24 protein-coding genes are annotated in these 23,894 nt (G+C 68.8%); 8 read left to right on the top strand and 16 right to left on the bottom strand.

The genetic code is table 11. The annotated features are described in order from the left end of the window. Positions 1 to 2: 2 nt before the first annotated feature. Complete coding sequence (locus tag KCG34_RS24380; RefSeq protein ID WP_211938179.1) at positions 3 to 398, bottom strand: NADH:ubiquinone oxidoreductase subunit NDUFA12; 396 nt, start codon at positions 396 to 398, stop codon at positions 3 to 5. Positions 399 to 607: 209 nt separating this feature from the next. Between KCG34_RS24380 and KCG34_RS24375 the strand changes: the two genes are divergently transcribed. Then, on the top strand, positions 608 to 3,391 hold the full coding sequence (locus KCG34_RS24375; RefSeq protein ID WP_211938178.1) for a TSCPD domain-containing protein: 2,784 nt from the start codon (positions 608 to 610) through the stop codon (positions 3,389 to 3,391). A 577-nt stretch (positions 3,392 to 3,968) separates the two neighbouring features. On the opposite strand, the gene KCG34_RS24370 is transcribed toward KCG34_RS24375, so the two are convergent. The 3 genes from KCG34_RS24370 to KCG34_RS24360 are packed head-to-tail and all read right to left on the bottom strand — an operon-like array spanning position 3,969 to position 6,482. Beyond that, positions 3,969 to 4,088: a DUF2474 family protein gene (locus KCG34_RS24370; RefSeq protein WP_211938177.1), complete on the bottom strand. Its 120-nt coding sequence runs from the start codon at positions 4,086 to 4,088 to the stop codon at positions 3,969 to 3,971. Beyond that, positions 4,088 to 5,095 (bottom strand): cytochrome d ubiquinol oxidase subunit II, encoded by a 1,008-nt coding sequence (gene cydB / locus KCG34_RS24365; protein WP_211938176.1) that lies wholly within the window; start codon positions 5,093 to 5,095, stop codon positions 4,088 to 4,090. The genes KCG34_RS24370 and cydB overlap by 1 nt, the downstream gene beginning before the upstream one ends. Further along, positions 5,085 to 6,482, bottom strand: a complete 1,398-nt coding sequence (locus tag KCG34_RS24360) for a cytochrome ubiquinol oxidase subunit I (protein ID WP_211938175.1) — start codon at positions 6,480 to 6,482, stop codon at positions 5,085 to 5,087. Before KCG34_RS24360 ends, cydB begins: the two co-directional genes overlap by 11 nt. Positions 6,483 to 6,631: 149 nt before the next feature. On the opposite strand from KCG34_RS24360, the gene KCG34_RS24355 reads away from it, so the two are divergent. After that, positions 6,632 to 7,117: a pentapeptide repeat-containing protein gene (locus tag KCG34_RS24355; protein WP_211938174.1), complete on the top strand. Its 486-nt coding sequence runs from the start codon at positions 6,632 to 6,634 to the stop codon at positions 7,115 to 7,117. Between the two features lie 36 nt (positions 7,118 to 7,153). Here KCG34_RS24355 and KCG34_RS24350 read toward each other — a convergent pair whose 3' ends face one another. Continuing rightward, positions 7,154 to 8,173, bottom strand: coding sequence for a retroviral-like aspartic protease family protein (locus KCG34_RS24350; RefSeq protein WP_211938173.1), 1,020 nt, complete (start codon positions 8,171 to 8,173; stop codon positions 7,154 to 7,156). A 220-nt stretch (positions 8,174 to 8,393) separates the two neighbouring features. Here KCG34_RS24350 and KCG34_RS24345 point away from each other — a divergent pair, with 220 nt between their 5' ends. Then, positions 8,394 to 8,762 (top strand): YccF domain-containing protein, encoded by a 369-nt coding sequence (locus tag KCG34_RS24345; RefSeq protein WP_211938172.1) that lies wholly within the window; start codon positions 8,394 to 8,396, stop codon positions 8,760 to 8,762. Positions 8,763 to 8,884: 122 nt separating this feature from the next. Here KCG34_RS24345 and aspS read toward each other — a convergent pair whose 3' ends face one another. From aspS to gyrA, 4 genes are all read right to left on the bottom strand, one after another. After that, positions 8,885 to 10,666, bottom strand: a complete 1,782-nt coding sequence (aspS, locus tag KCG34_RS24340) for an aspartate--tRNA ligase (RefSeq protein WP_211938171.1) — start codon at positions 10,664 to 10,666, stop codon at positions 8,885 to 8,887. A 95-nt stretch (positions 10,667 to 10,761) separates the two neighbouring features. Then, on the bottom strand, positions 10,762 to 11,613 hold the full coding sequence (locus tag KCG34_RS24335; protein ID WP_249138144.1) for a peptidylprolyl isomerase: 852 nt from the start codon (positions 11,611 to 11,613) through the stop codon (positions 10,762 to 10,764). A gap of 177 nt (positions 11,614 to 11,790) precedes the next feature. Beyond that, complete coding sequence (gene coaD / locus KCG34_RS24330; RefSeq protein ID WP_211938170.1) at positions 11,791 to 12,285, bottom strand: pantetheine-phosphate adenylyltransferase; 495 nt, start codon at positions 12,283 to 12,285, stop codon at positions 11,791 to 11,793. 70 nt (positions 12,286 to 12,355) lie between these two features. After that, positions 12,356 to 15,010: a DNA gyrase subunit A gene (gene gyrA / locus KCG34_RS24325; protein ID WP_249138369.1), complete on the bottom strand. Its 2,655-nt coding sequence runs from the start codon at positions 15,008 to 15,010 to the stop codon at positions 12,356 to 12,358. A gap of 289 nt (positions 15,011 to 15,299) precedes the next feature. On the opposite strand from gyrA, the gene KCG34_RS24320 reads away from it, so the two are divergent. Further along, a complete protein-coding gene (locus KCG34_RS24320; protein WP_211938168.1) occupies positions 15,300 to 15,842 on the top strand; it encodes a superoxide dismutase family protein in 543 nt (180 codons plus the stop codon). Positions 15,843 to 15,845: 3 nt separating this feature from the next. Further along, entirely contained in the window at positions 15,846 to 16,493 is a 648-nt protein-coding gene (locus KCG34_RS24315; RefSeq protein ID WP_211938167.1) for a GNAT family N-acetyltransferase, read from the top strand. Here the strand turns inward: KCG34_RS24315 and KCG34_RS24310 are convergent. Then, positions 16,490 to 17,131, bottom strand: a complete 642-nt coding sequence (locus KCG34_RS24310) for a TetR/AcrR family transcriptional regulator (protein ID WP_211938166.1) — start codon at positions 17,129 to 17,131, stop codon at positions 16,490 to 16,492. The two genes, KCG34_RS24315 and KCG34_RS24310, sit on opposite strands and share 4 nt — an antisense overlap. Positions 17,132 to 17,225: 94 nt before the next feature. On the opposite strand from KCG34_RS24310, the gene KCG34_RS24305 reads away from it, so the two are divergent. Genes KCG34_RS24305 through mhpA form a run of 3 tightly spaced genes read left to right on the top strand, consistent with a single transcriptional unit; the run spans position 17,226 to position 20,494 of the window. Then, complete coding sequence (locus KCG34_RS24305) at positions 17,226 to 18,161, top strand: VOC family protein (RefSeq protein ID WP_211938165.1); 936 nt, start codon at positions 17,226 to 17,228, stop codon at positions 18,159 to 18,161. After that, positions 18,158 to 18,997, top strand: a complete 840-nt coding sequence (locus tag KCG34_RS24300) for a fumarylacetoacetate hydrolase family protein (protein ID WP_211938164.1) — start codon at positions 18,158 to 18,160, stop codon at positions 18,995 to 18,997. Before KCG34_RS24305 ends, KCG34_RS24300 begins: the two co-directional genes overlap by 4 nt. Positions 18,998 to 19,000: 3 nt before the next feature. Next, positions 19,001 to 20,494: a bifunctional 3-(3-hydroxy-phenyl)propionate/3-hydroxycinnamic acid hydroxylase MhpA gene (gene mhpA, locus KCG34_RS24295; RefSeq protein WP_211938163.1), complete on the top strand. Its 1,494-nt coding sequence runs from the start codon at positions 19,001 to 19,003 to the stop codon at positions 20,492 to 20,494. A 29-nt stretch (positions 20,495 to 20,523) separates the two neighbouring features. Here mhpA and KCG34_RS24290 read toward each other — a convergent pair whose 3' ends face one another. From KCG34_RS24290 to KCG34_RS24265, 6 genes are all read right to left on the bottom strand, one after another. Next, a complete protein-coding gene (locus KCG34_RS24290) occupies positions 20,524 to 21,039 on the bottom strand; it encodes a hypothetical protein (protein ID WP_211938162.1) in 516 nt (171 codons plus the stop codon). A gap of 8 nt (positions 21,040 to 21,047) precedes the next feature. Further along, positions 21,048 to 21,692, bottom strand: a complete 645-nt coding sequence (locus KCG34_RS24285) for a 2-hydroxychromene-2-carboxylate isomerase (RefSeq protein WP_211938161.1) — start codon at positions 21,690 to 21,692, stop codon at positions 21,048 to 21,050. A gap of 33 nt (positions 21,693 to 21,725) precedes the next feature. Then, positions 21,726 to 22,223, bottom strand: coding sequence for a single-stranded DNA-binding protein (ssb, locus tag KCG34_RS24280; RefSeq protein ID WP_211938160.1), 498 nt, complete (start codon positions 22,221 to 22,223; stop codon positions 21,726 to 21,728). A gap of 98 nt (positions 22,224 to 22,321) precedes the next feature. Beyond that, the gene (locus KCG34_RS24275) at positions 22,322 to 22,714 is read right to left on the bottom strand and encodes a hypothetical protein (RefSeq protein WP_211938159.1); all 393 of its coding nucleotides are present in this window, start codon (positions 22,712 to 22,714) and stop codon (positions 22,322 to 22,324) included. Between the two features lie 60 nt (positions 22,715 to 22,774). Then, entirely contained in the window at positions 22,775 to 23,200 is a 426-nt protein-coding gene (locus KCG34_RS24270) for a GFA family protein (protein ID WP_211938158.1), read from the bottom strand. 1 nt (position 23,201) lies between these two features. Next, positions 23,202 to 23,873, bottom strand: coding sequence for a hypothetical protein (locus KCG34_RS24265; protein WP_211938157.1), 672 nt, complete (start codon positions 23,871 to 23,873; stop codon positions 23,202 to 23,204). Positions 23,874 to 23,894: the final 21 nt, after the last annotated feature.

Raw genomic sequence — 23,894 nt, 5'->3', positions numbered from 1 at the left:
GATTACTCCGGCCGCCAGGCCTGGTAGTCGCCCGTCGCCGCCGGGCGCTCGCCGGTCACCGCCAGCGAACCGGGCGGCCGCCAGGCGTGAGCGGTGCCGGTCAGGTTCGGCAGATGGTCCTTCTCCCAGGACCTGCGCAGCAGCGGGGCCACGGTCGGCGGCTCGTCGAAGGTGTAGCGCAGCCAGCCGTGCCATTCGGCCGGCACCTTGGAGGCCTCGGCATAGCCCTTGTACATCACCCAGCGACGCTTGCGCCCGTCATAGCTGTCGGCGGCGTTGCGGGCCTCATAGTAGCGGTTGCCGTACTCGTCCTCGCCGACGAACTGGCCGTTCTTGGCGATGGTCAGGCGCAGGCCGAAGGTCGCGCCCTGCCACCAGGTGAAAATCTCTTTGAGCACGCCGCCTAAGCTCCGCCGCGAACAGGAAAAGCGCCGAAGCGGCGCGGGGTGAATATAGGCGCCGGGCCTGCCCGCGTCCAGCGAACCGGAAGAAACCTTCGCCGCACCCCCGACACAAGATGTTGTGGATGGCGCACCCATCTCCCGCAATATCTATTGAAGCCGGCCGTCAGCCCTCCTAGGCTGGCTCAGAACGGGGGAGGATCGCCATGCGATTTCAGTCTCAACGTCCGCCGATCGGCGCCGAACAAGCGACCCTCGACCTGCGCGAGGTCGAGCGCGGCGCCGGCGTGGCCGAGGTCCTGGCCCCCGTGGACTGGACCTCGGCGCGAATCGACGCATGGCTGGACTGGGCCGATGCGCAGGGCGGCATCGTCGCCGAGGGCGAATCCGAGCCCTTGCCCCCGGCGGAGCCGGCCCTGGCCGAGGCCCTGGACGGCGCCTTCGACCGCTACGCCAGCCGCCTCGCCGGCCGCGGCGCGGCGCTTGGCGTGTTCGCTGCGACCGGCGACGCCGTCCGCTTTCGCGACGCCCTGCTGGAGAGCCTGATCGAAGGCCGCGCCGCCCCCGCCCTGCCCGCCGCCGGCGCCGCGGCCGAGCCCGAGGTGGTCGACCTCACCGGCTTCGAGTTCGCCCGCGCCGTCGAGCGTCACCTGGCCGAGGCCCGCCGCGAGGCCCTGGTGGCCGACGCCGCCGCCGCGCATGACGAGCGCCTGCAGGCGGTGATGGACGCGGTCAGCCGCTGCGAGGGCGAGCGCGCCGCCTGCGCGGACCCCAGCCTCAACGCTGCCCTCGGCCGCGCCGCCCGCCGCGCCCGCGAGGCCGGGGTCGGCGACGCGCTGATCCGCCGCGCCATCAGCCTGGCCCGCGCCGGCGCCACCGCCTGGACTTCGGCGGAGATCGAGGCCGCTCCCGCTCCCGCCCTGCTGCTCGCCGCCCGCCGCGACGGGGTCGAGGCCGCCGAACCCGCTGCGCTGAAGGCCGCCGCCGCCGGCTGGGAGACCGGCCGGGTGTTCCTGGCCTTCGATCCCGCCGACGCCGAGGCCGCCGCGCGTTCGCAAGGCGCCTGCCGCGCGGCCATCGACCTTCGAGCCTTCGACAACGGCGAGATCTTCGACCTGGAGGCCTTCACCGCCGAGGTGCGCCTCTGGACCCTGGCCCTCGACCTGGAGACCGCCGATCGGCGCGGCGACACCGTCTGGCGCCCCCTGGGCCTGACCCTCGGCGGCCTCGCCGAAGTGCTGGTCGCCCGCGGCCTCGCCTTCGACAGCGACGAGGCCCGCCGCTTCGCCGGCGAGCTGTTCGCCCTGACCGCCGCTGCGGGCCTGGCCGCCTCGGCCGAAATCGCCTTCGCCCTCGGCCCCTATCCGGCCTTCGAGCAAGACCGTGACGCCCGCATCGCCGCCATCGCCGCCCGGGCCAAACGCTGCGATCGATCGACGCCGGTGGGCGCCGGCGCGGCCGACCTCCTGACCGCGACCCTGAAGTCCGCCCGCCGCACCGGCCTTCGCAACGCCGAAGTCACCGCCCTGTTCGCCGACGCCGAGCTCTCCCTGCGCCTCGGCGGCGCCAGCCTGGGCGCCGCGCCCTGGACCGGCCCGGCCACACTCGCCGAGACCGCCGACGGGCTAGCCGTCCGCACCCTCAGCCCCGCCGCCGCCCGCGGCCTCGCCCGCCTCGGCGTGGACATCGATGCGGCCATAACCCGCCTGTTCGGCGCCCGCGACCTCGCCGCAGCCCCCGGCCTCGGCGCCAGGGCCTTGCACGAGCGCGGCTTCACCGACCACGAGATCGCCGCGGTGCAGGCGCGCCTGTTCTCGGTCTCCAGCCTGCGCCAGGCCTTCGCCCCGGCCGTCGTCGGCGAAGGTTTCGTCCAAGACGTTCTCGGTGCCTCGGCTGAGGACCTGGCGGACCCGAGCTTCGACGTCCTGGCCCTGGCCGGCTTCTCCGCCGCCGAGATCGCGGAGGCCGAAGCCTTCGTCCTGGGCGGCCCTCTGAGCGAGGGCGACCTGACGCTGGAGGCCCGCACGCTGCTCGCCGGCGCGGACCAGATCGGCCTCTCGGCGCGCCTTGCCATGTCCGCGGCCGCCGAGGCCTATACCTGCGCGCCCGACCTTTCGCCTCTGCGCCTCGGCTGGGCCGACGAGCCGCCTGCCGCCGCGCGTCTCCAAGCGGCGGCGGCCCGCGCGGGCCTGCGCGCCGTGCGGCTGCAACGCGACCCGGCGCCCGCCACCCAGGCCCTCGACTTGCCCGCCCTGACCGAGGAACCGCCGCGCCGCCCCGCGCCCGCCCCCATCGTCGCCGAACGCGTCGTGGAGAAGATCGTTGAGCGCGAACGCACCCGCCGCCGCCTGCCCGACCGCCGCAAGGGCTACATCCAGAAGGCGGCCGTCGGCGGCCACAAGGTCTATCTGCACACCGGCGAGTACGAGGACGGCGAACTCGGCGAGGTGTTCATCGACATGCACAAGGAGGGCGCCGCCTTCCGCTCGCTGATGAACAACTTCGCCATCGCCGTCTCCATCGGCCTGCAATACGGCGTGCCGCTGGACGAGTTCGTCGACGCCTTCGTCTTCACCCGCTTCGAGCCGGCCGGCCGGGTCACCGGCAACGACACCATCCGCTCGGCGACCTCGATCCTGGACTACATCTTTCGCGAGCTTGCGGTCAGCTACCTGGACCGCCAGGACCTGGCCAACGCCGACCCCGACGAGTTCAACGCCGACGGCCTCGGCCACGGCAAGCAGGAAAAGCTGGAGGGCGAGGAGCCGGAGCCCCTGCCCGCCTCGAAGTTCATCTCCAAGGGCTTCTCCCGCGGCGCCGCCCCCGACAACCTGGTGTTCCTGCCCATGGGCGGCCGCGCCAAGCCCGGCGCCTCAGGCGCCAGCCCGGAACACGACGTCTGCCCCGCCTGCGGCGACCTGGCCCTGACGCGCCATGGAGGCAAGCTGGTCTGCGAAACCTGCGGGGCCGCGCCGGAGCGGATGGGGTAGGCGGCGAACGGCGGGTATTGGGGAAGGGCAAAGCGGTCGAAATCGACCCTCAGCGGACGGAGGCCGGGGCGTTATGCCTATGAGCTGAGGGTCATGGAAGCTAAGAACGCGGCCGCAGCCACATTCACGGCGAAGTATAGACCTTCGTATGTGACCCAGGTCCAAAAGCGCACCGGTGCGTCCGATCTCTCGACTACCACACCGCTGACCTTCAGCTCGCCGACGCGCAACGTCTGACCGAGCCGGATCGCTCGCGGAATAGCGAGCGCAAAGACCGTAAGGGTCAGGTAGGCGAGAAAAATACGGAGTGTGCCTTGCACATGCCCAAAACCGTACGCGAGCACGAGACCAAGCGCGACGAGCGGCAGCAGCAGGCCCAGCCTACCTCCCAAGCTGGATGCTAAATGGAGGGCCCGGAGCGATCTTCCATCTCGACGGATCATGACGGCGTCAGCTTCACCTGAACTGCTATGGAGGCGGGAACCCGGACTGAATGCACCCTCGCACGCTACATAGTCCGAAGGCGGCAATTCACCCAAGTCTGCCGGGTGGATAGTCCGCTTCCCGGCGAGCCCCCTCACCGCAAGATCAGCCCAAACACCGCCTTCATCACCCCCGCCGTCAGCCCCACGGCCAGCACGCTCGCGGCCCACAGGCCGACGAACCAGGCCCATTGCCGTCCCGCCGGCGCGCGCATCAGTGGTAGCCCTCCGCGCCGGTCTTGCCGCGGAACACCCAGTAGGCGTAGCTGGTATAGGCCAGGATCACCGGGATCAGCACCGCCGCGCCGGCCAGCATGAAGCCGAGGCTGGCGGTCGGGGCCGCCGCCTGCCACAGGGTGACCTCGCCGGGTACGAGATAGGGATAAAGGCTGATCGCCAGGCCCGCATAGCCGAGGGCGAAAAGGGCCAGCGCCAGGGGAAAGGGCCAGAGCTCGGCCTTGCGACGCAAACTGACGAATAGACCAACAGCTACGATCAGCACCAGCAGCGGGACCTGGGCCGTGGCCAGCACATTGGGAAAGGCGAACCAGCGGCGCCAATAGTCCCCCTTCAAGAGTGGCGTGGCGGCGCTGACGGCGGCGATGGCGGCCATCGTGGCGGCCGCGCAGCGCCAGGCCAGGCGCCAGGCGCGGTCCTGCAGCTCGCCCTCGCTCTTCAGGATCAGCCAGCAGGCGCCCAGGAGCGCATAGCCCGCCGCGACCGAGAGGCCGGTCAACACGCTGAACGGGGTCAGCCAATCCCACCAGCCGCCGGCATAGGCGCGGCCGGAGACCTTCACCCCTTGCAGGATCGCCCCCAGGATCATCCCTTGGGAGACTGCGGCCAGGGTCGAGCCGGCCGAGAAGGCCACGTCCCAGGCCCAGCGGCCGCGCAGGGTGCGCCAGCGGAACTCGAAGGCCACGCCGCGGAACACCAATCCCAGCAGCATGGCGATCAAGGGCGCATAGACCGCCGGCATCAGGATCGCATAGGCCAGCGGAAAGGCGGCGAACAGGCCGCCGCCGCCCAGGACCAGCCAGGTCTCGTTGCCGTCCCACACCGGCGCGATCGCGTTCATCGCCCGGCCGCGCTGGCTGTGGGCGCCCAGGAAGGGAAACAGCACCCCGATGCCGAGGTCGAAGCCGTCCATCACCACATAGGCGAACACGGCGAATGCGATCAGCCCAGCCCAGACGCCGACCAGCCAGGTCTCACCGCTCATGGCCGCCTCCCACCCGAACCGCCGCCGCTCCGAGCGCGATGCCAGCCACATCGACCGGCCCTGGCCCCCGTTCGCGCGGCAGCGGCGCATGGCTCATCAGCCTCAAGAGGTAGAACAGCCCCGCCCCGAACACGGTGAAATAGACCACCGCAAACGCCGCCAGCGAGGCAGCCACCGCCGGCGAGGCCAGGGGCGAGGCGGACTGCGCCGTCCGCAGCACGCCATAGACCGTGTAGGGCTGCCGCCCCGCCTCCGTGGTCACCCAGCCGGCGATCACGGCCACGAAGCCCAGCGGCCCGGCGGCGATCGCCAGCCGGTGCAGCCAGGCCCAGTCATAGAGCCGCCCCCGCCAGCGCGCGAACAGGGACAAGAGCCCCAGCCCGAACATGGCCAGGCCCGATCCGACCATGATGCGGAACGACCAGAACAGGATCGCCACGACCGGCCAGTCGCTGCGCGGCACGCTGTCCAGCCCCTTCATCGGCGCGTTCGGGTCGTGCTTCAGCACCAGCGAGCCCAGCTTGGGGATCTCCACCGCGCCCCGCATCACCCCCGCTTTCTGGTCCGGCAGGCCGAACAGGATCAGGGGGGCGCCATGGGGGTGGCTCTGGAAATGGCCCTCCATGGCCATGATCTTCACAGGCTGGTTCTGCAGCGTGTTCAGGCCGTGCTGGTCGCCGGCCAGGATCTGGATCGGCGCCACCAGGGCCGCCATCCACATGGCCATGGAAAACATGGTCCGGGTCGCCAGGTTGGCCTTGTCCCGCAGCAGGTGGAAACCGCCCACCGCCCCGACCACCAGCGCCGTGGTCAGATAGGCCGCCAGCACCATATGGACCAGGCGATAGGGGAAGGAGGGGTTGAAGATCACCTTCAGCCAGTCGACCGGCACGAACTGGCCCTGGGCGTTGATCGCGTATCCCGCCGGGGTCTGCATCCAACTGTTGGTCGACAGGATCCAGAAGGCCGAGATGAAGGTGCCGATCGCCACCGCCAGGGTGGCGGTGAAATGCAGAGCCTTGCCCACCCGCTGCAGGCCGAACAGCATCACGCCCAGGAAGCCAGCCTCGAGGAAGAAGGCGGTCATCACTTCATAGGCCATCAGGGGCCCGACCACGGGCCCGGCCTTGTCGGCGAACACCGACCAGTTGGCCCCAAACTGGTAGGACATCACCAGCCCCGAAACCACGCCGGCCCCGAAGGCCACCGCGAAGATCTTCAGCCAGTAGTGGAACAGGTCCAGAAAAACGCTGCGCCCTGTCCTCAGCCACAGCCCCTCCAGCACCGCCAGATAGCTGGCCAGGCCGATGGAAAAGGCCGGAAAGACGATATGAAAGGCCATGGTGAAGGCGAACTGCGCCCGCGCCAGGATGACCGCGCCCGTCATGCCTTCGCCTCCGCAACCCCGCGAGCCGCCGCCCGCGGCCTTCGAACCGATCAACTCAACCTAAACGCCTTTCGGGGCAAACAGGCGCTTGGCCTCGAACTTGCGGGCCGTATGGTGACCTGGATATGCAGCCCGCCGGACGCACTGAGATGAAATCCATCGCCATCGCCCTGGCCCTCAGCCTGGCGGCTCTGCCGGCCCTGGCCCAGAACGCTGCCGAGATCGCCAAGGTCGAGGCCGGCGCGGGCTGCCCGCACTGCAACCTGTTCCAGATCGACCTCTACAACAAGCAGGTCCGCGCCCGCGACTTCGCCGGCGCCCGCATGCGTCAGGGCGATTTCAGCCTGTCGGTGTTCAACAAGTCCAATTTCGCCGGCGCCGACCTCAGGGACGTCAACGCCTATGGGGCCTTGTTCGGCGGGGCCAATATGCGCAATGCCGACCTGACCAACGCCACCTTCGTCGGAGCCTATCTGGAAGGCGCGAACCTGTCGGGCGCCAGGCTTTCGGGGGCCAACTTCTCCGGCGCGCAGATGGACCGAGCCGTCGGCCTTACCCAGGGCCAGCTCAACAAGGCGTGCGGCGACGAAACCACCACCCTGCCCCGGAGGCTGCACATCCCGGCGTGCAAGTAAGAATCCCCTCTCCCGCATTGGGGGGAAGGATGGGGCCTAGTTCAGCGTAAAGGTCGCCTCCTTGCGGCGCAGGTCCACCGAGACCCGCTGGCACTGGCGCAGCACGTCCATGCCTAGGAGCAGGGCCGGCTGATCCACCAGGCCGAAGCGGTCGAAGGTGTGCAGCTGGGCGAAGGCCAGCGGCATGTTGCGGATCTCCAGTCCACCGATGTGGGCCTCAGTGATGTCGTCGAGCTCGACGGTCATCTTGCGCCCGGTCACGCTGATGATCTCAGCCTCGTGCCGGCTCTCGGGTTTCAGCACATGGCCGGTCAGGAGGCGCAGCAGGGCCGGATTGCCGACCGACAGCTGCGATCCGGAATCCAGCACCACGAACACCGGCACGCCGCGCACCTCCGCGTCCACCAGCACCAGTTGGCCAAATCGGCTGCGCCCGTGAACCACGATGGTGCCAGCTTCGGTGGGCTCGCGCCGGCTCTCCGAGCTCGACAGGCGCATGGCCTTGAAGTCCATCACGATGTGCAGGTTGCGCAAGGCGTCCACGCCCAGCATCCCGGCCGCGCCCAGCGAGGCTGCGGGCACCTCGGGCGCCTCGATATGACTGATGCGACGATTGCCGATCTCGAGCTTGTCGATGATCGCGGTCTGGATGTTATCCACCCCCGCGCTCTCGTGCATGATCACGTGCGGCCCCAGCTTGAGATTCAGGGCGTCAGCCAACTCCCGGGAGATCACCGTGCGATCCGAACCGGTGTCGATCAGGAAGTCGTAGGGCCCCTGGCCGTTGACCATCACCGACAACCTGAGGCGCTGGGTGGGGTCCGGCGCCATCTTCAGGCTTTCAGGGCCGCCCGCCACGTCGGGCGTCGCCACCGCTGCGTCCGGCGTTGTGCTTGTCGCGGCCACCGGACTGGCCAACGGCGCCGGGGTTGCGATCACCGGCCCGTTGGGGCTGGCGACCATCGGCGCCGAACCCGTCTGCAGGGCGCCGGTCGCGCCCGAACTGGCGAAAGCAAAACTATGTCCCGGAAGGCCGACCGCAAGACCTGCGATCATGCCGAACATTGCTCCCAATGCGGGCCCGTTTCTCATGGCGACACCCTGCTTTTGCAGTTCAGTTGGCGCTTATTTTCCGTCTTTGGGAAGAGGTTCCTGATCACTTCGGCGAAACCCGAAACGTCTTTCGCAGGGGGGCGTGAATGCGTATCGGGCTTGCGCACGAACGGCCGGTCGGGCCAGATCGGCGGGCCGCTCCAGCCCGCGAGACCCGCCGCCCATGCGCCTGATCCTCAACCTGCTCTGGTTCGTCTTCGGCGGCTTCATTTCCGGTACGGCATGGCTCATCGCCGGCCTGATCCTGGCGGTGACGGTGATCGGCCTGCCCTGGACCCCCGCGGCCTTCCGCATCGCCGGCTTCAGCTATTGGCCGTTCGGCCGGCAGGTGATCGACCAGGACAACGGGGCGGTCTCAGGCTGCCTGAACGTTCTGTGGTTCCTCTGCGCCGGCTGGTGGCTGGCCCTGCACCACATCATCCTGGCCGTCGGCCTGGCGGTGACCATCATCGGCATCCCCTTCGCCCTGCAGCACCTGAAGCTGGCGATGCTGTCCCTGACGCCGGTGGGGAAGATGGTGGTGGAGCGGTAAGGAGCGCGTCCTTCGAGACGGCCGCTACGCGGCCTCCTCAGGATGACTGAGTGTGTTGTGATTTCACAATAGTCGTCATGGTGAGGAGCGGCGCCCAGCGCCGCGTCTCGAACCACGCACAGCTACACCTTGATCGGCTTGACCACCCGGATGTGCAGCTCTTTCAGCTGCTTCTCCAGCACCTCCGAGGGCGCGTTCATCATCAGGTCCTGGGCCTGCTGGTTGAACGGGAAGGCGATGACGTCGCGGATCGCCGTGGTGCCGGCCAGCAGCATGACGATGCGATCCACCCCCGGCGCGATGCCCCCGTGCGGCGGCGCGCCGAAGCGGAAGGCGTTCAGCATGCCGGCGAAGTCGGTCTCGACCGTCTCGGCGCTGTAGCCCGCGATTTCGAACGCGCGCATCATGATTTCGGGCAAGTGATTGCGGACGGCGCCGCTGGACAGTTCGATCCCGTTGCAGACGATGTCGTACTGATAGGCCAGGATATCCAAGGGGTCCTTGGTGTTCAGCGCCTCCAGGCCGCCTTGCGGCATCGAGAACGGGTTGTGCGAGAAGTCGATCTTCTTGTCGTCCTCGTTCCACTCGTACATCGGGAAGTCGACGATCCAGCAGAACTTGAACTGGCCCTCTTCGACGAGGCCCAGGTCGGTCCCGACCTTGGTGCGCGCCAGGCCCGCGAACTTGTAGAAGGCGTCCGGCTCGCCGGCGGCGAAGAACACCGCGTCGCCCACCTTCAGGCCCATCTGCTGGCGGATTGCCTCGGCGCGCTCGGGGCCGATGTTCTTGGCCACCGGGCCGGCGCCGCCCTCCTCGCCTTCGCGCCAGAAGATATAGGCCAGGCCCGGCTGGCCCTCGCCCTTGGCCCAGTCGTTCATGCGGTCGCAGAACGCGCGGCTGCCGCCGCCCGGCGCCGGAATGGCCCAGATCGCCGCCTTGGGGTTCTCGAGGATGCCGGCGAACACCTTGAAGCCCGAGCCGCGGAAGTGTTCGGAGACGTCGCCCATGACCAGGGGGTTTCTCAGGTCCGGCTTGTCCGAGCCGTACTTGGCGATGGCCTCGCGATAGGGAATGCGCGGGAACGGCGCCGGGGTCACCGCCTTGCCGTCGGCGAACTCCTCGAACACCCCCTGCATCACCGGCTCGATGGCGGCGAACACGTCGTCCTGGGTGACGAAGCTCATTTCCATGTCGAGCTGGTAGAACTCGCCCGGCGAGCGGTCGGCGCGGGCGGCCTCGTCGCGGAAGCAGGGCGCGATCTGGAAATAGCGGTCGAAGCCCGAGACCATCAACAGCTGCTTGAACTGCTGCGGCGCCTGGGGCAGCGCGTAGAACTGGCCGGGATGCAGGCGCGAGGGCACCAAAAAGTCGCGCGCGCCCTCCGGCGACGAGGCGGTCAGAATCGGGGTCTGGAACTCGGTGAAGCCCTGGTCGATCATCCGCCGGCGCAGCGAGGAGATCACCTTGGAGCGCAGCACGATGTTCTTGTGCAGGGTCTCGCGGCGCAGGTCGAGATAGCGATATTTCAGCCGCAGATCTTCCGGATAGTCCGGCTCGCCGAACACCGGCACCGGCAGCTCGGCCGCTTCCGACAACAGCTCCACCGAGCGCGCCCGAATCTCGACCTCGCCGGTCGGCAGGTTGGGGTTCACGGTCTCGGCCGTGCGCAGCACCACCTCGCCGTCGATCTTGATCACGCTCTCGGCGCGCAGGCGCTCGACCAGGTCGAAACCGGGCGTCTCGGGCGAGAGTACGATCTGGGTCAAGCCGTAGTGATCGCGCAGGTCGACGAACATCAGCCCGCCGTGGTCGCGCTTGCGGTGAATCCAGCCCGACAGGCGCACGTTCTGTCCGGCGTCTCCGGCTCGAAGGGCGCCGCAGGTGTGGGATCGATAGGCGTGCATGGGTTTAACGGAGTCGCTGGTCGTTGAGCCGAAAGGCGCGGAAGGGCGCATGGCCAAGGGGGGTTGTCAAGGTTGGGGGGCGCGGCGAAGCGCCGTCACTTAGCCTCGCCGGCCACCTCGACGTCGCAAATGGAGTAGGTGTCTCCGGCCGCCGCCTTGGCCTGAGCGGCCAGGGCCGCGAAATAGGCGCTTTTCGTGTCGATGACGCGCACGTTCGGCCGCTGGCCGGCCGGCATGTCGGCCAGGACCTGCACCTTCAGCATCTTGTCCTGGGGCGCGGGCACGGGTTCGCCGGTCTTGATCTTCTTGACCACGTCCTGGCCCACGAGGACCCGGCCGAAGGCGGTGTATCGGCCATTGAGCGCGTCGTGGCTGGCGCGCATCAGGAAGAACTGGCTGTTGCCGGAATCCGGGTCGTTGGCCCGGGCCATGCCGATCACACCGGGGCAGAACAGGCCGCCGGCGGTGACCTTGCCGTCCGCGGTCATCATCGACTGGGCGATCGGCTGGCTGGCCACCGGCAGGGCGCCGATGAAGCCGAACTCCAGCCCCGGCGGCCGCTCGACCACGGTCATGCCGTCGGCCGGGCCACGGCGGAAGCTGAACTCGGCCGGGACGTTGGGCAGGCTGGAGCCGCCCTCGCCGGTGTTCTTCGGGTCGCCGGTCTGGTCCATGAAATCGTCGATGACCCGGAAGAAGGTCAGGCCGTCGTAGAAGTGCTGCCGCGCCAGGGCCTTGATCTGGGCCACGGTCTTGGGGGCGGACGCGGGAACCAGCTCGACGATGATCCGCCCCTGGTTGGTGTCGATCACCAGGGTGTTCTCGGCGTCGGCGGGCCGCCAGTCGCCGGGCCCAGGCGCTGTGAAGCCGGCCGCAGTGGCGCGCGCGCCGAAGCCCGCGACCGCCAGGCTCATGAGCCCCACGAAAGCCATCGTCGCACGCCGCATCAGGGTCTCCACGTCTTTCCCGCCCTTTGAATCACGCTCAATTCCGCTCTTCCCGGCGAAGGCCGGGGTCCAGATCATAGGGCGCCATGCCGAGGTCGCTGCTCAGCCAGAACCCCACCGACTGCGCTTTACGATCTGGGTCCCGGCCTTCGCCGGGAAGAGCGGCTTTTTGAAGTCCTACGCCACGCCCAGCTTGGCCAGCAGCCTCTGGCCCACGCCCTTGGGCACGAACGGGGTGATGTCGCCGCCCAGCCGGGCGATTTCCTTGACGAGACGCGAAGCGATCGCCTGGTGGCGCGGATCGGCCATCAGGAAGGCGGTCTCGATATTGCGATTGAGCTGCTGGTTCATCGCCGTCATCTGGAATTCGTACTCGAAATCGGCGACGGCGCGCAGGCCGCGGATGATGATCCCGGCGCCGACCTGTTCGGCGAACTGCATGGTCAGGCTCTCGAAAGGCTCGACCACCACCTCGGCGATCTTGTTCAGGTGCGCAGTCTCGTCCTGAAGGATCGCGACCCGCTCCTCCAGGGTGAACAGTGGCCCCTTGTCGCGGTTGATGGCGACGCCGATCACCAGCTTGTCGACCAGTTTCACCGCTCGGCCAATGATGTCGAGGTGGCCGTTGGTCACCGGATCGAAGGTGCCCGGATAGAGTCCGACGCGCGCCATGCCGTTCCCCGTTTTCCTGCTTCAGGCAGCCTTCGCCCTAGACGAGGAAAACGGGCGCATGTCAATCCGATTACGCCTCGTCACCCTCGTCCTCGGCTGCGGCCTCGCCGTCCGACCCGTCGCCCTCCAGCCGTTCGACCGAGACCACATGCTCCTCTTCCGCGGTGCGGAAGATGGTGACGCCCGAGGTGTTGCGGCCGGCGATGCGGATCTGTCCCACCGGGCAGCGGATCAGCTGGCCCTGGTCGGTGACCAGGAGAATCTCGTCGGTCTGTTCGACCGGGAACGAGGCCACGAGCCGCCCGCCCTTCTTGCTGAGGTCGTGGGCCAAGAGGCCCTGGCCGCCGCGGCCGGTGCGCCGGTATTCGTAGGCCGAGGTACGCTTGCCGAAGCCCTCCGAGGACACGGTCAGCACGAACTCCTCGCCGGCGCCCAGTTCGGCGATGCGCTCCACCGACAGGGCGGCCTCGCCCACGATCGCCTCTTCCTCCTCTTCGACCGGAGCGGCGGTCTCGCCCTCCTCGTCGCTGGCGGCCGCGCGCATCGCGCTGGCGTGCTTGAGATAGGCGCTGCGCTCGTCGGGGCTGAAGTCGATGCCGTGCAGCACGGCCATGGAGATCACCTGGTCGCCGTCGGCCAGGCGGATGCCGCGCACGCCGGTGGAATCGCGGCTGGCGAACACCCTGACCTCGTCCGCCGGGAAGCGGATGCAGCGGCTGAGCGCGGTGGTCAAAAGGATGTCGTTGGCGGTGGTGCAGAGGGCCACGCCGATGATCGAGTCGCCCTCGTCCAGCTTCATGGCGATCTTGCCGTTGCGGTTGATCTGCACGAAGTCGGACAGCTTGTTGCGCCGGACATTGCCGCTGCGCGTCGCGAACATCACGTCCAGCTTGTCCCAGGTCGCCTCGTCCTCGGGCAGCGGCAGGATCGAGGTGATGCTCTCGCCCATCTCGATCGGCAACAGGTTCACGAACGCCTTGCCGCGGGAGTTGGGCAGGCCCACCGGCAAGCGCCAGACCTTCAGCTTGTAGACCTTGCCGCCGGAGGAGAAGAACAGCACCGGCGCATGGGTCGAGGCGGAGAAGACGCGGGTCACCGCATCCTCGTCCTTGGTCGCCATGCCCGAGCGGCCCTTGCCGCCGCGCTTCTGCGTCCGATAGGTCGCCAGCGGCGTGCGCTTGACATAGCCGCCGTGGGTCACGGTGATCACCATGTCCTCGCGTGCGATCAGGTCCTCGTCCTCGACGTCGGCGTCGCCGTCGACGATCTGGCTGCGGCGCGGGATGGCGAAGGCGGCGCGCACCTCGACCAGTTCCTCGCGCACGATGGCCATGATCCGCTCGCGCGAGGACAGGATGTCGAGATAGCCGCGGATCGCGGCGGCCAGTTCGCGCGCTTCGCCCATGATCTCGTCGCGGCCCAGGCCGGTCAGGCGCGACAGGGTCAGGGCCAGGATGGCGCGGGCCTGCTCGTCGGTCAGCCGCACGCGCGAGCCCTCGACCACCACCGTGCGCGGGTCGGCGATCAGGTCGATCAGGGCGATCATGTCGCCCGCCGGCCAGTCGCGGTCGGTGAGGCGTTCGCGCGCCTCGGCCGGGTCCTTCGACGAGCGGATGATGTGGATCACCTCGTCGATGTTCACCACCGCGATGGCGAGGCCGACCAGGACGTGGCCGCGGTCGCGGGCCTTGGTCAGCTCGAACTTGGTCCGCCGGACCACCACCTCTTCGCGGAACTCGACGAAGCTTTCGATCAGGGGCTTCAGCCCCATCTGCTCCGGCCGTCCCTTGTTCAGGGCCAGCATGTTCACCCCGAACGAGGACTGCAGCGGAGTGAAACGATAGAGCTGGTTCAGGACCACGTCGGCCGAGGCGTCGCGCTTCAGCTCCACCACCACCCGTATTCCCTGGCGGTCGCTCTCGTCGCGCAGGTCGCCGACGCCCTCGATGCGCTTTTCGCGCACCAGCTCGGCGATCCGCTCGACCATGGCGGCCTTGTTCACCTGGTAGGGGATCGAGGAGATGACGATCGCCCAGCGGTCCTTGCGGATCTCCTCGATGGTCGCCGAGCCGCGCATGATCACCGAGCCGCGCCCGGTCATCAGCGCCTGGCGCGCGCCCGAGCGGCCGATGATCTCGCCCCCGGTCGGGAAGTCCGGCCCCGGCACGATGTCCAGAAGCTCGTCCAGGCCGATCTCGGGGTTGTCGATCCTGGCCAGGCAGGCGTCGATCACCTCGCCCAGATTGTGCGGCGGGATGTTGGTGGCCATGCCGACCGCGATGCCGCCGGCGCCGTTGACCAGGAGATTGGGAATGCGCGAGGGCAACACCACCGGCTCGCTCTCCGAGCCGTCGTAGTTGTCCTTGAAGTCGACCGTACCCTTGTCCAGGTCGGCCAGGATCGACATGGCCGGCTTGGCCAGGCGCGATTCGGTGTAGCGCATCGCCGCCGGCGGGTCGTTGTCGATCGAGCCGAAATTGCCCTGGCCGTCGATCAGCATCAGCCCCATGGAGAACGGCTGCGCCATCCGCACCAGGCTGTCATAGATCGCCAGGTCCCCGTGCGGGTGATACTTACCCATCACGTCGCCGACGATGCGGGCCGACTTCACATAGCCGCGGTCGGGGGTATGCCCCTGTTCGCTCATCGAGAACAGGATGCGGCGGTGCACAGGCTTGAGACCATCGCGCGCGTCCGGCAGGGCGCGGCTGACGATCACGCTCATGGCGTAGTCGAGATAGGAGCGCTTGAGTTCGTCCTCGATCGCGATCGGGGCAATGCCGCCGCGATGAGCGCCGTCAGTGGGAGTATCGCTCAAGGGAAATCAGCCGCGGGAATCGAGCGGAAAGGTCATGGCGTTCTGTTAGCATCCCCGGTGTGACGGCGCAAAAGGCTTAGGCCGATTGGGCGATTTGCGCGTTCCTATTTCGCGCGTCAGGCGTCGCGGCGCCGCCCGGGACTTGCAAACGCCGCTTGATCGCGCACCTTGGCCCGCCCCAAGCAGGAGATACCGCATGGCCCGCCTTCGCCCATCCCGGCTCGCCCTCCCAGCCCTCCTCGCCGCCGCGGTCTGCGGCGCGGCCGCCGCCCAGCCTGCGGGCAGCTTCACCGCCACCATCAAGACCCCGGACGGCGCCAACGTCGGCACGGCGGTGCTGACCGAGGCCCCGACCGGCGTCCTGATCCGGGTCGAGGTCAAGGGCCTGACGCCCGGCTGGCACGGCATGCACCTGCACGAGAAGGGCGACTGCTCGGACGCCAAGTTCATGAACGCCGGCGGCCACCTGCAGATGTCGGGCATGAAGATGCCGCACGGCCTCCTGGCCGCCGGCGGCCCGGACGACGGCGACCTGCCCAACCTGTTCGTGCAGCCGGACGGCGCGGCCAAGGCCGAGGCCTTCTCCACCCGCGTGACGCTGAAGGGCGCCGAGGGGCGCACCATGCTCCTGGGCCCCACCGGCTCGGCCCTGATGATCCACTCGAGCGCCGACGACCAGACCACCCAGCCCATCGGCGGAGCCGGCCCGCGCGTCGCCTGCGCCGTGATCCGGCAATAGGCGGTGGGGGAAGGCTGGCCGGCCCTGGGGACCGAGCGGCTGCCCGGCCGCACGGTCGACCTGGAACGTTGCGACGTGGGGCGCCATGGCGAAGGCCTGTGGAGCGCGGTCGGCGCCCACGCATCCTTGTGGGACGCCATTCCCTCGGGTCCGTTCCAGGACCGCGCGGCCTTCGCCGACTGGCTCGCGCTCAGGGCCGAAAGCCCGGCCATGGCCCTCTTCACCATTCTGGACAAGACCGGCGCGGCCCCCTCGCCCGCCGGCCTGCTGTTCCTCCTGCGCACCGATCCCGAGGCCGGCCGCACAGAGATCGGCCTCGTCTTCGGCCAGGCGATCACCCGCCGCACGGCGGGCACCGAGGCGGTCTTTCTCCTCATGCGCCATGTGTTCGAGACCTGCGGCTACCGCCGCCTGGAATGGCGCTGCTCGCCGGACAACCTGGCCTCGCGCCGCGCCGCCGAACGGTTCGGCTTCACCTATGAGGGAACCCTGCGCGAAAACCTCTGGGTCGAAGGCGCGCCCTGGGACACGGCGATCTACGCCATGCTGGAGAGGGAGTGGGCCAAGGCCGGCGGCCGTATGGCGGCCTGGCTCCAGCCCGGCAACTTCGACGCCGATGGCCGGCAAGTGCGTGCGTTGGAGACTTTTTAGGCCTCCCCGATCAGCTGGGCCGCCTCGCCCGCGACCACGTCAGCCTCACCCGCCGGCATTCCCAATCCCGCGAGCAGCAGAGCCAGCACCTCGGCGCTGAGGGCGCGCGCGGCGGGCGGCGTCATAGGCCCGGCCATCACTGCCGCCAGCAGGCCCTGGCCGACCCCAACGACATAGAGCACCCCAGCCTCGACGCCTGCGGCGCGGAAGCGGCCCCGCCTCTGGCCCAACTCCAGGTCTGCGCGCACGCCGGCGTTCAGGGGGTGGCCAGCCCCCAGCGCCCGGTCATGGCTGCGCAGCATGATCCGCGCCGCCCTTGGATCGGCCAGGGCGAAAGCGACGAAGCTGGCGAGGCCGCGTGCGACCCTCAGGCCCGGGTCCTCGACGCCCCGGTTGGCCGCCGTGACCTGGGCCTCCATCGCTGCACGGATCTCGCCCGCCACCGCCGCGGCGAAGTCGTCCTTGTCGGCGAAGTGATTGAAAAAACTGCCCTTCGCCACACCAGCGGCGTCGACGATGTCGTTGACCGGAATGGCGTCGATCGGGCGCTGGGCCATCAGCTCGGCGCCCGCGGCCATCAGGGCGGCGCGGGTCTTCAGGCGGCGCGGTTCCTGGCGGCTGGGCGCTCTGTCGGTCACGGGCGAACTCATCGGGCGGCGTTGGGGCTTGACTTCAGATACAGGTTCGCACAAACTTGACCAAATAGTCAACTTATAGACCAGGGAGGCGCGAGTGAGCCTGATCAAGATCGCCGACATCGCCCACGTGCGCTTCACGGCGCCCGATCTGGAGCAGATGGCGGCCTTTCTCGGTGAGTTCGGCCTCAAGGCCGAGCGGGCGACCGATGGCGTGCTCTACGCCCGCGGCGCCGGTCCCCAGCCCTTCCTCCACGCCACGGCCGAAGGCGAGCCTGGCTTCGCCGCCCTGGGTTTGCGCGCCGACAGCCTGACCGACCTGGAGCGCCTGGCCCAGGCCGAGGGCGTCGCGATGGAGGACCTGGACGCCCCGGGCGGCGGCAAGGTGGTGCGGTTGCGCGACCCGGACGGCCGCATGGTCGAGGTGGTGGCGGGCCAGGCCCAGGCCGCCCCACTCCCGCTGGCGCCGCCCCAGCCGCACAATTCGGCCGCCGCCCACCCCCGCCAGCGCGCGCCTCTGCGCCTGCCGCGCGGCCCGTCGACCGTGGTGCGGCTCGGCCACTGCGTGCTCGAGGTCCGCGATTTCCGCACCTCCGAAGCCTGGTACAAGTCCCGCTTCGGCTTCATCACCAGTGACGAGATCCAGCCCGCCCCAGGCATGGCTATCGGCGCCTTCCTACGCTGCGACCGCGGCGAGACGCCCACCGACCACCACACCCTGTTCCTGCTGCAGTCGCCGCGCGCCCCGGCCTTCAATCACGCCGCCTTCGAGGTCGCCGACCAGGACGACCTGATGCGCGGCCACGACCACCTGAAGCTGGCCGGCCGAACGCCCGCCTGGGGCGTCGGCCGCCATATCCTGGGCAGCCAGGTGTTCGACTATTGGAAAGACCCCTGGGGCCACGAGCTGGAGCACTGGACCGACGGCGACCTGTTCACCGCCGCGGACGGGTCGAACATCGCCGACATGCAGACCTTGCTGGGCGTCCACTGGGGACCCCTGCACCCGATGATGAGCGGAGCCGCGCAATGAAGCTCGCAACCTATGACCGCGGCTCCGGCCCCCGGTGCGGCGTGGTGCTGGGTGAGACGATCGTCGATCTCGGGCGTGAGGGCGACCTCCTGCCGCTGATCGTCGACTGGGACCGGCTGCGGCCGGAGGTCGAAGAGATCGCCGCGGCCGGCGGCGGCGTTCCCCTCTCCAGCGTCCGGCTCCGTGCGCCGGTCCTGCGTCCCGGCAAGATCTTCGCCATCGGCCTCAACTACGCCGACCACATCGAAGAGAGCAAAATGGAGCGGCCGCAGCACCAGGTCTGGTTCACCAAGGCCCAGACCTCGGTCAACGGCCCCTTCGACCCGATCCAGATCCCCAGGGCCTCGCCGTTCGTCGACTACGAGGTCGAGCTGGTGGCGGTGATCGGCCGCCGCGGCCGGCACATCACCCGGGAGCAGGCGCCGGCGCACATCTTCGGCTGGTGCGTCGGCGACGACGTCACCGAGCGCATGTGGCAGCACCGCACCCCGCAATGGAGTCTGGGCAAGTCGTTCGACACCCACGCCCCATTCGGCCCCTGGATCACCACCGCCGACGAGATCCCCGATCCTCACGCGCTGGCGATCCGCTGCAGCGTCAACGGCGAGGCGCGGCAGACCTCCAACACCCGCCACCTGGTGTTCGACGTCTTCGACCAGATCGCGCACCTGTCCCAAGCCATGACCCTGGAGCCGGGCGATGTGATCTTCACCGGCACCCCCGGCGGGGTCGGCGCGGCCATGGACCCGCGCCAGTTCCTGAAAGCCGGCGACATGGTCTGCTGCGAGATCGAGGGCCTGGGCCATATCGAAAACCGCTGCGAAGCGGAGGGCTGAAGCTTGACCGACAATCTCGACTGCGACGTGCTGATCGTCGGCGCCGGGCCGGTGGGCGTGACCTTGGCCCTGCTGCTGGCGAAACAGGGCCTCAGCGTCCTGGCCGCCGACCGAGCGGCGGACATCTATCCCCTGCCCCGCGCCGCGCACATCGACCATGAGATCGTGCGGGTGTTCCAGTCCCTGGGCGTGGCCGACGCCATCATGGCCAGCTCGAAGCCCGCCGCGCGCTACGACTTCCTGACCGCGGGCGGTGAGGTTCTGCTGCGCTTCAACACCGGCGAAGGCGGCTCGCCCTCCGGCTGGCCGGCGGCGAACATGATCCACCAGCCCTCGCTGGAGGCCACCCTGCGCGAGCGCCTGGCGGACTTCCCCACGGCCCGGCTGCGGACCGAATGGACCCTCACCTGCCTCGACCAGGACGAACAGGGCGTGCAGGCCAGTTTCGAGACGCCCGAAGGGCCGCAAGTCCTCCGCGCCGCCTATGTCGTCGGCTGCGACGGCGCCCGCAGCACGGTGCGCGAGCTTTCGGGCATCGACCTGGACGACCTCGCCTTCGACGAGCCCTGGCTGGTGATCGACACCATCGTCCACGCCCCCTCGCGCCTGCCCGCCCTCAACCTGCAGATCTGCGATCCCGCCCGGCCGACCACCTGCGTGCAGATGGGCTCGGGTCGGCATCGCTGGGAGTTCATGCTGAAGCCGGGCGAGACCGCCGAAGACGTGCTGGACGACGGCTTCATCGCCGCGCTGCTGAAGCCCTGGAACGTCGAAGGCGCCGTCAGCCTGGAGCGCAAGGCGGTCTATCGCTTCCACGCCCTGGTCGCCCGCGAGTGGCGCAAGGGCCGCGTGCTGCTGGCCGGCGACGCCGCCCACCAGATGCCGCCCTTCGCCGGCCAGGGCCTGTGCTCGGGCGTGCGCGACGCCGCCAACCTCGCCTGGAAGCTGGCGGAAGTGTTGCGCGGCCGCGCCCCCGAAGCGCTCTTGGACACCTATCAGGCCGAGCGCGAGCCGCACGTCCGCGCGATCATCGACCTCGCCCTGATGATGGGCCGCACCGTCTGCATCACCGACCCGGCCGCCGCCGCCGCCCGCGACGCCGCCATGCTGGCCCAGCGCGCCGCCGGCGACGCGCCACCCGGCCCCATGGCCTTTCCACCGCTCAGCGCCGGCTGCATCGTAGAAGGAACACCTGGTGCTGGGGAATATTTCCCGCAGCCGTGGGCGGAGGGTGCAGGGGGGCAGGCAAAGCTGGATGATGTGCTTGGCGATGGGGCGTGGCTGATCTCGATCGACGCGGTCGATCCAATTCTCACCGACGGCCTCGCGGCCTGGAGGCTGAGCAATCCGGCCTTACAGCCCTACGCCGAAGCGATCAGAGCCTGGCTGGCGAAGCGAGAAATGGAAGCGGTACTCATTCGCCCCGACCGCTACGTCTTTGGCGCGGGATCGGCAGCTGGGTTAGCCGCGGGCTGGGCGGCACTGATCGGCTCATAACCGGCAGCAGACCCCAGCCCATGAAAGGCTCAATCGCCAACACGCCCCACTGAGGTGAGTTCGGTGAAGTTGGGAGGCTCGATGCCCACGCCAACCCATAAATCATCCATGTCGCCGATGAAGTCAGAACCACCGGTGCCAATCCAAAAATGAAGCGGATGACCACCCGATTCCACGACGTGACGAATGCCGACGACCTCACCGCTCTCGATTGAGGGCGCTGTAAAGAATTCTGCAGACTTTAGTGTCCCATCTTCAAGGCCACCCCAGAGCTCGCCTGTGTCTGCGCGAACCCGGTCAAGGGAATATTCGACCCAAACTTGGTCGAGTCCTTCGCTGAGCACCATGTTTTGACCGGATTGTCGCCAAGTCAGAAATAGCTTGTGGTCTTCCGCAAAAGCCACAAATGCGGCGCCAGTGAAGCTGAACGAAGCGAGTTTGAATTCGGTCACGAGTTGAGGTGTGTCTGATGTCATAGGCATCCAGATCACAGCCTCAATTCGCCGACCAATCAGGTAAGCATATTTGTCGGACCAACTCGCCAACACGTCTCCTACTCCCGCCGCAGTCCCCGCTGATCCAGCCGCCAGCGCAGGGTGTCGAGGCGGTCCTGGCCGAAGAAGGGTTCGCCGTCGAGGACGAAGGTCGGCACGCCCCAGTGGCCGGAGGCGGTCAGGGACACTTGGTTTTCTTCGATGATGGCGCGATAGGTCGCCTCATCGGCGATGGCGGCGTCCATCTCCGCCAGGTTCAGGCCGGCTCGCTCCGCCGCCCGGGCCAGGTGGTCGCCCAGGTGCCAGTCCACCACGCCGCCGAAGGTCAGGGCCGAGACCTCCTTGGCGAAGGCCACGCCATGACCGCGCCGCTCGGCCTCGGCGCCCAGATAGGTCAGGCGATAGATGTAGGGCTGGTGCTCGGCCGCCTTCACCGTGCCCGGTTCCAGCGCGATCGGGTCCGGCTGGGGCCAGGCGTGGGGCATGCCCAGCATCTCGGCCCGCCGCCCCCAGTCGATCATGATGTAGCGGGCGCGCTTCAGGTTCTCGGGATCGAAGAACGAGGGCTGGCGCACCGCCAGCGGCAGCACCGGCCGAAAACGGACCTTGACGTCGTAGTCCGCCCCCAGCTGCAGCGCGCCCGGCGCCGCGAGGTACGAATAGGGGCTGCGGAAGGACCAGAACAGATCGACGACAGCGGTCATGCCCGGTCCCCCTGCCCGCCCCTTTGATGATCCCTAGAACGGGATCTCATCATCCAAATCAGCCGAGAAGCTCTCGCGCGGGCCGGACGGCTGGGCGCGCTGGGCCGGCTGGAAGCCACCGCCGCCCTGGCTGTAGCCGCCGCCATAGCCGCCCTCGTCGCGGTCCTCAGAGCCGCCGCCCTTGCCGTCCAGCATGGTCAGCTCGCCGCGGAATTTCTGCAGCACCACCTCGGTGGAATACTTCTCCTGGCCCGACTGGTCGGTCCACTTACGGGTCTGCAGCGAGCCCTCGACATAGACCTTGGAGCCCTTCTTCAGATAGCTCTCGGCCACCTTCACCAGGTTCTCGTTGAAGATCACCACCCGGTGCCACTCGGTCTTTTCCTTGCGCTCGCCGCTCTGGCGATCGCGCCAGGTTTCCGACGTGGCCAGGGTCAGGTTGGCGACGCGGTCGCCTGAGCCGAGGCTGCGGATTTCGGGATCCTTACCCAGATTGCCGACCAGAATGACCTTGTTGACGCTGCCCGCCATGTAATCCTCACCTTGGTGTCCGTAGAGCCCGTGATCAGGCGACCCTATCCAAATGCGGCCGCACGATCAATGAAAATGTTCTCGTTTCGTTCGACGCCTTACGGCGCGGTGTTCCCCATCGGCCCGGCGCCCAGCTTGGCCAGCCGCCCATCGCCCGTGCGCACTAGGAGCAGGAACCGCGCGCCGGTGAAGCTCTGCGAGGTGAACACCCCCTCCGGTTGCAGGAACAGAAACTGGCCCTGATAGGCGCCGGATATGGTCTCCATGCTGCCGCCTAAGCGCAGGAAGCGCAGCCGCATGCCCTCCAGCGAGGCGGCGCAGGCTTCAAGCGTCGGCTCGTTCTTGGAGACGGTGTTGAACTGCGCCTTGCCGTTCTTGAACACCAGCTGGGTGCACAGGCCCCGGTCCATCGGGGCCTCGATCTGCTTCTCGCAGGCCGAGAGCGCGAGCCCTGCGGCGACCACGGCGGCAAGAAGAACGGTGCGAGTCATGATCCGGACGCTACACCGGCGCCGGCCGTGCGCAATAGGCTGCAGCCAGGCTTGCACAGTTTATCGGCCAGGTTCGGTCCCTGGGTAGGCCGGCGCTTCGCAGGCTTCCGCGGCCCAGGCCGGGCGGGCGGCAGTATGGATCTGCGCTTCGATCGCCAGGCTCTCCGGCGTCTGGTCCAGCGCCCCCAGGCGCAGCCTCAAGCCCTCGGGCCGGTCGTCTCTTCGGGAATAGAGCGGCGAGCCGCAGGCGCGGCAGAAGGCGCGGCGCTTGCCCGGCGAGGACTCGTATTCGCAGATCAGGTCCGCGCCTTGCGTCACCTCGAAACCCGTCGCCTCGGCCGGCGCCACCGCCGCGGCGAAGCCTTGCGCCCGACGACAGTCGGCGCACCAACACAGGGTCACGGCGCCCTGCGCCCCGCCGAGTTCGCCCGCATAGGCGAAACGAACGCCGCCACAGTGACAGCCGCCCGTCAGGCGCCCGCGCATCTCAGAACTCGCCGATGGCGCAGGTGGTGTCAGACTGGTCCGCCAGGGGGCGGAAGGTTTTGTTGTCGCTGGAGATTTCGACGTGGTGCGGCGACAGCCTCAGGGTCTGGCCCATCCAGCGGCCATAGCTCGCCCCACCCAGCTTTTCGCAGTGGCCGGCGAACAGGGTCTGGACGCAGGCGCCCAGGCTGAGCGCATCGCCCACCCGCCGCCATTCGCCGCTGGCGTAGCGCAGGCAGTCCCCGGACGCGGTCTTGAGGGTCGCGAAATTGGCCGCGTCGGCCGCCGCCTGCGACTGCTCCGCCGGTGCGCCGCTCGGCGGCAGCGGCGTCAGGTTGGTTCCGGCCTGGCTGGCCGCAGCCAGGGCGCCGGAGGAGTCCACGCCCACGTCCAGGGCGTCGGTGGCCACGCCGTTGCGCTTGGCGCAGTCGGCCAGGGTCGACATGCCCACGAACAGGCCGCCGACGAAGCAGCGCAGTGGCGCCTTCGGGTCCGGCTTGGTGTCGTCCGGGTGGCCCATCTGCACAACGAGGCCGCCGGTGGAGGCCGGCGGCGGCGCCTTGGACGCATGCTCGCGCCCCAGGATCACGAAGGCCAGGGCGAGGGAGATCACAAGGACCGCGACGCCCCCGCCAAGCGTCAGCCACAGCCTGCGATTCTGTGCGGAATCCATGGTGCTTGGCTACGACGAGCC

This window comes from Phenylobacterium montanum (assembly GCF_018135625.1).
Lineage (GTDB): Bacteria > Pseudomonadota > Alphaproteobacteria > Caulobacterales > Caulobacteraceae > Poindextera > Poindextera montana.
Note: the sequence above shows the minus strand (reverse complement) of the source record. Positions and strands in the feature narration are given on the sequence as shown.

What these genes read in the sequence shown, in the direction of transcription:
- KCG34_RS24375 (WP_211938178.1), top strand. Translation starts at nt 608, where the DNA reads ATGCGATTTCAGTCTCAACGTCCGCCGATCGGCGCCGAACAAGCGACC.
- KCG34_RS24300 (WP_211938164.1), top strand. Translation starts at nt 18,158, where the DNA reads ATGAAGCTCGCAACCTATGACCGCGGCTCCGGCCCCCGGTGCGGCGTG.
- coaD (WP_211938170.1), bottom strand. Translation starts at nt 12,285, where the DNA reads ATGGCGCGCGTCGGACTCTATCCGGGCACCTTCGATCCGGTGACCAAC.
- KCG34_RS24370 (WP_211938177.1), bottom strand. Translation starts at nt 4,088, where the DNA reads ATGCGCGCGCCGGCGGGACGGCAATGGGCCTGGTTCGTCGGCCTGTGG.
- KCG34_RS24355 (WP_211938174.1), top strand. Translation starts at nt 6,632, where the DNA reads ATGAAATCCATCGCCATCGCCCTGGCCCTCAGCCTGGCGGCTCTGCCG.
- KCG34_RS24335 (WP_249138144.1), bottom strand. Translation starts at nt 11,613, where the DNA reads ATGCGGCGTGCGACGATGGCTTTCGTGGGGCTCATGAGCCTGGCGGTC.
- KCG34_RS24275 (WP_211938159.1), bottom strand. Translation starts at nt 22,714, where the DNA reads ATGACTCGCACCGTTCTTCTTGCCGCCGTGGTCGCCGCAGGGCTCGCG.
- KCG34_RS24345 (WP_211938172.1), top strand. Translation starts at nt 8,394, where the DNA reads ATGCGCCTGATCCTCAACCTGCTCTGGTTCGTCTTCGGCGGCTTCATT.
- KCG34_RS24265 (WP_211938157.1), bottom strand. Translation starts at nt 23,873, where the DNA reads ATGGATTCCGCACAGAATCGCAGGCTGTGGCTGACGCTTGGCGGGGGC.
- gyrA (WP_249138369.1), bottom strand. Translation starts at nt 15,010, where the DNA reads ATGAGCGTGATCGTCAGCCGCGCCCTGCCGGACGCGCGCGATGGTCTC.
- ssb (WP_211938160.1), bottom strand. Translation starts at nt 22,223, where the DNA reads ATGGCGGGCAGCGTCAACAAGGTCATTCTGGTCGGCAATCTGGGTAAG.
- KCG34_RS24285 (WP_211938161.1), bottom strand. Translation starts at nt 21,692, where the DNA reads ATGACCGCTGTCGTCGATCTGTTCTGGTCCTTCCGCAGCCCCTATTCG.
- KCG34_RS24360 (WP_211938175.1), bottom strand. Translation starts at nt 6,482, where the DNA reads ATGACGGGCGCGGTCATCCTGGCGCGGGCGCAGTTCGCCTTCACCATG.
- cydB (WP_211938176.1), bottom strand. Translation starts at nt 5,095, where the DNA reads ATGAGCGGTGAGACCTGGCTGGTCGGCGTCTGGGCTGGGCTGATCGCA.
- KCG34_RS24350 (WP_211938173.1), bottom strand. Translation starts at nt 8,173, where the DNA reads ATGATCGCAGGTCTTGCGGTCGGCCTTCCGGGACATAGTTTTGCTTTC.
- KCG34_RS24270 (WP_211938158.1), bottom strand. Translation starts at nt 23,200, where the DNA reads ATGCGCGGGCGCCTGACGGGCGGCTGTCACTGTGGCGGCGTTCGTTTC.
- KCG34_RS24320 (WP_211938168.1), top strand. Translation starts at nt 15,300, where the DNA reads ATGGCCCGCCTTCGCCCATCCCGGCTCGCCCTCCCAGCCCTCCTCGCC.
- aspS (WP_211938171.1), bottom strand. Translation starts at nt 10,666, where the DNA reads ATGCACGCCTATCGATCCCACACCTGCGGCGCCCTTCGAGCCGGAGAC.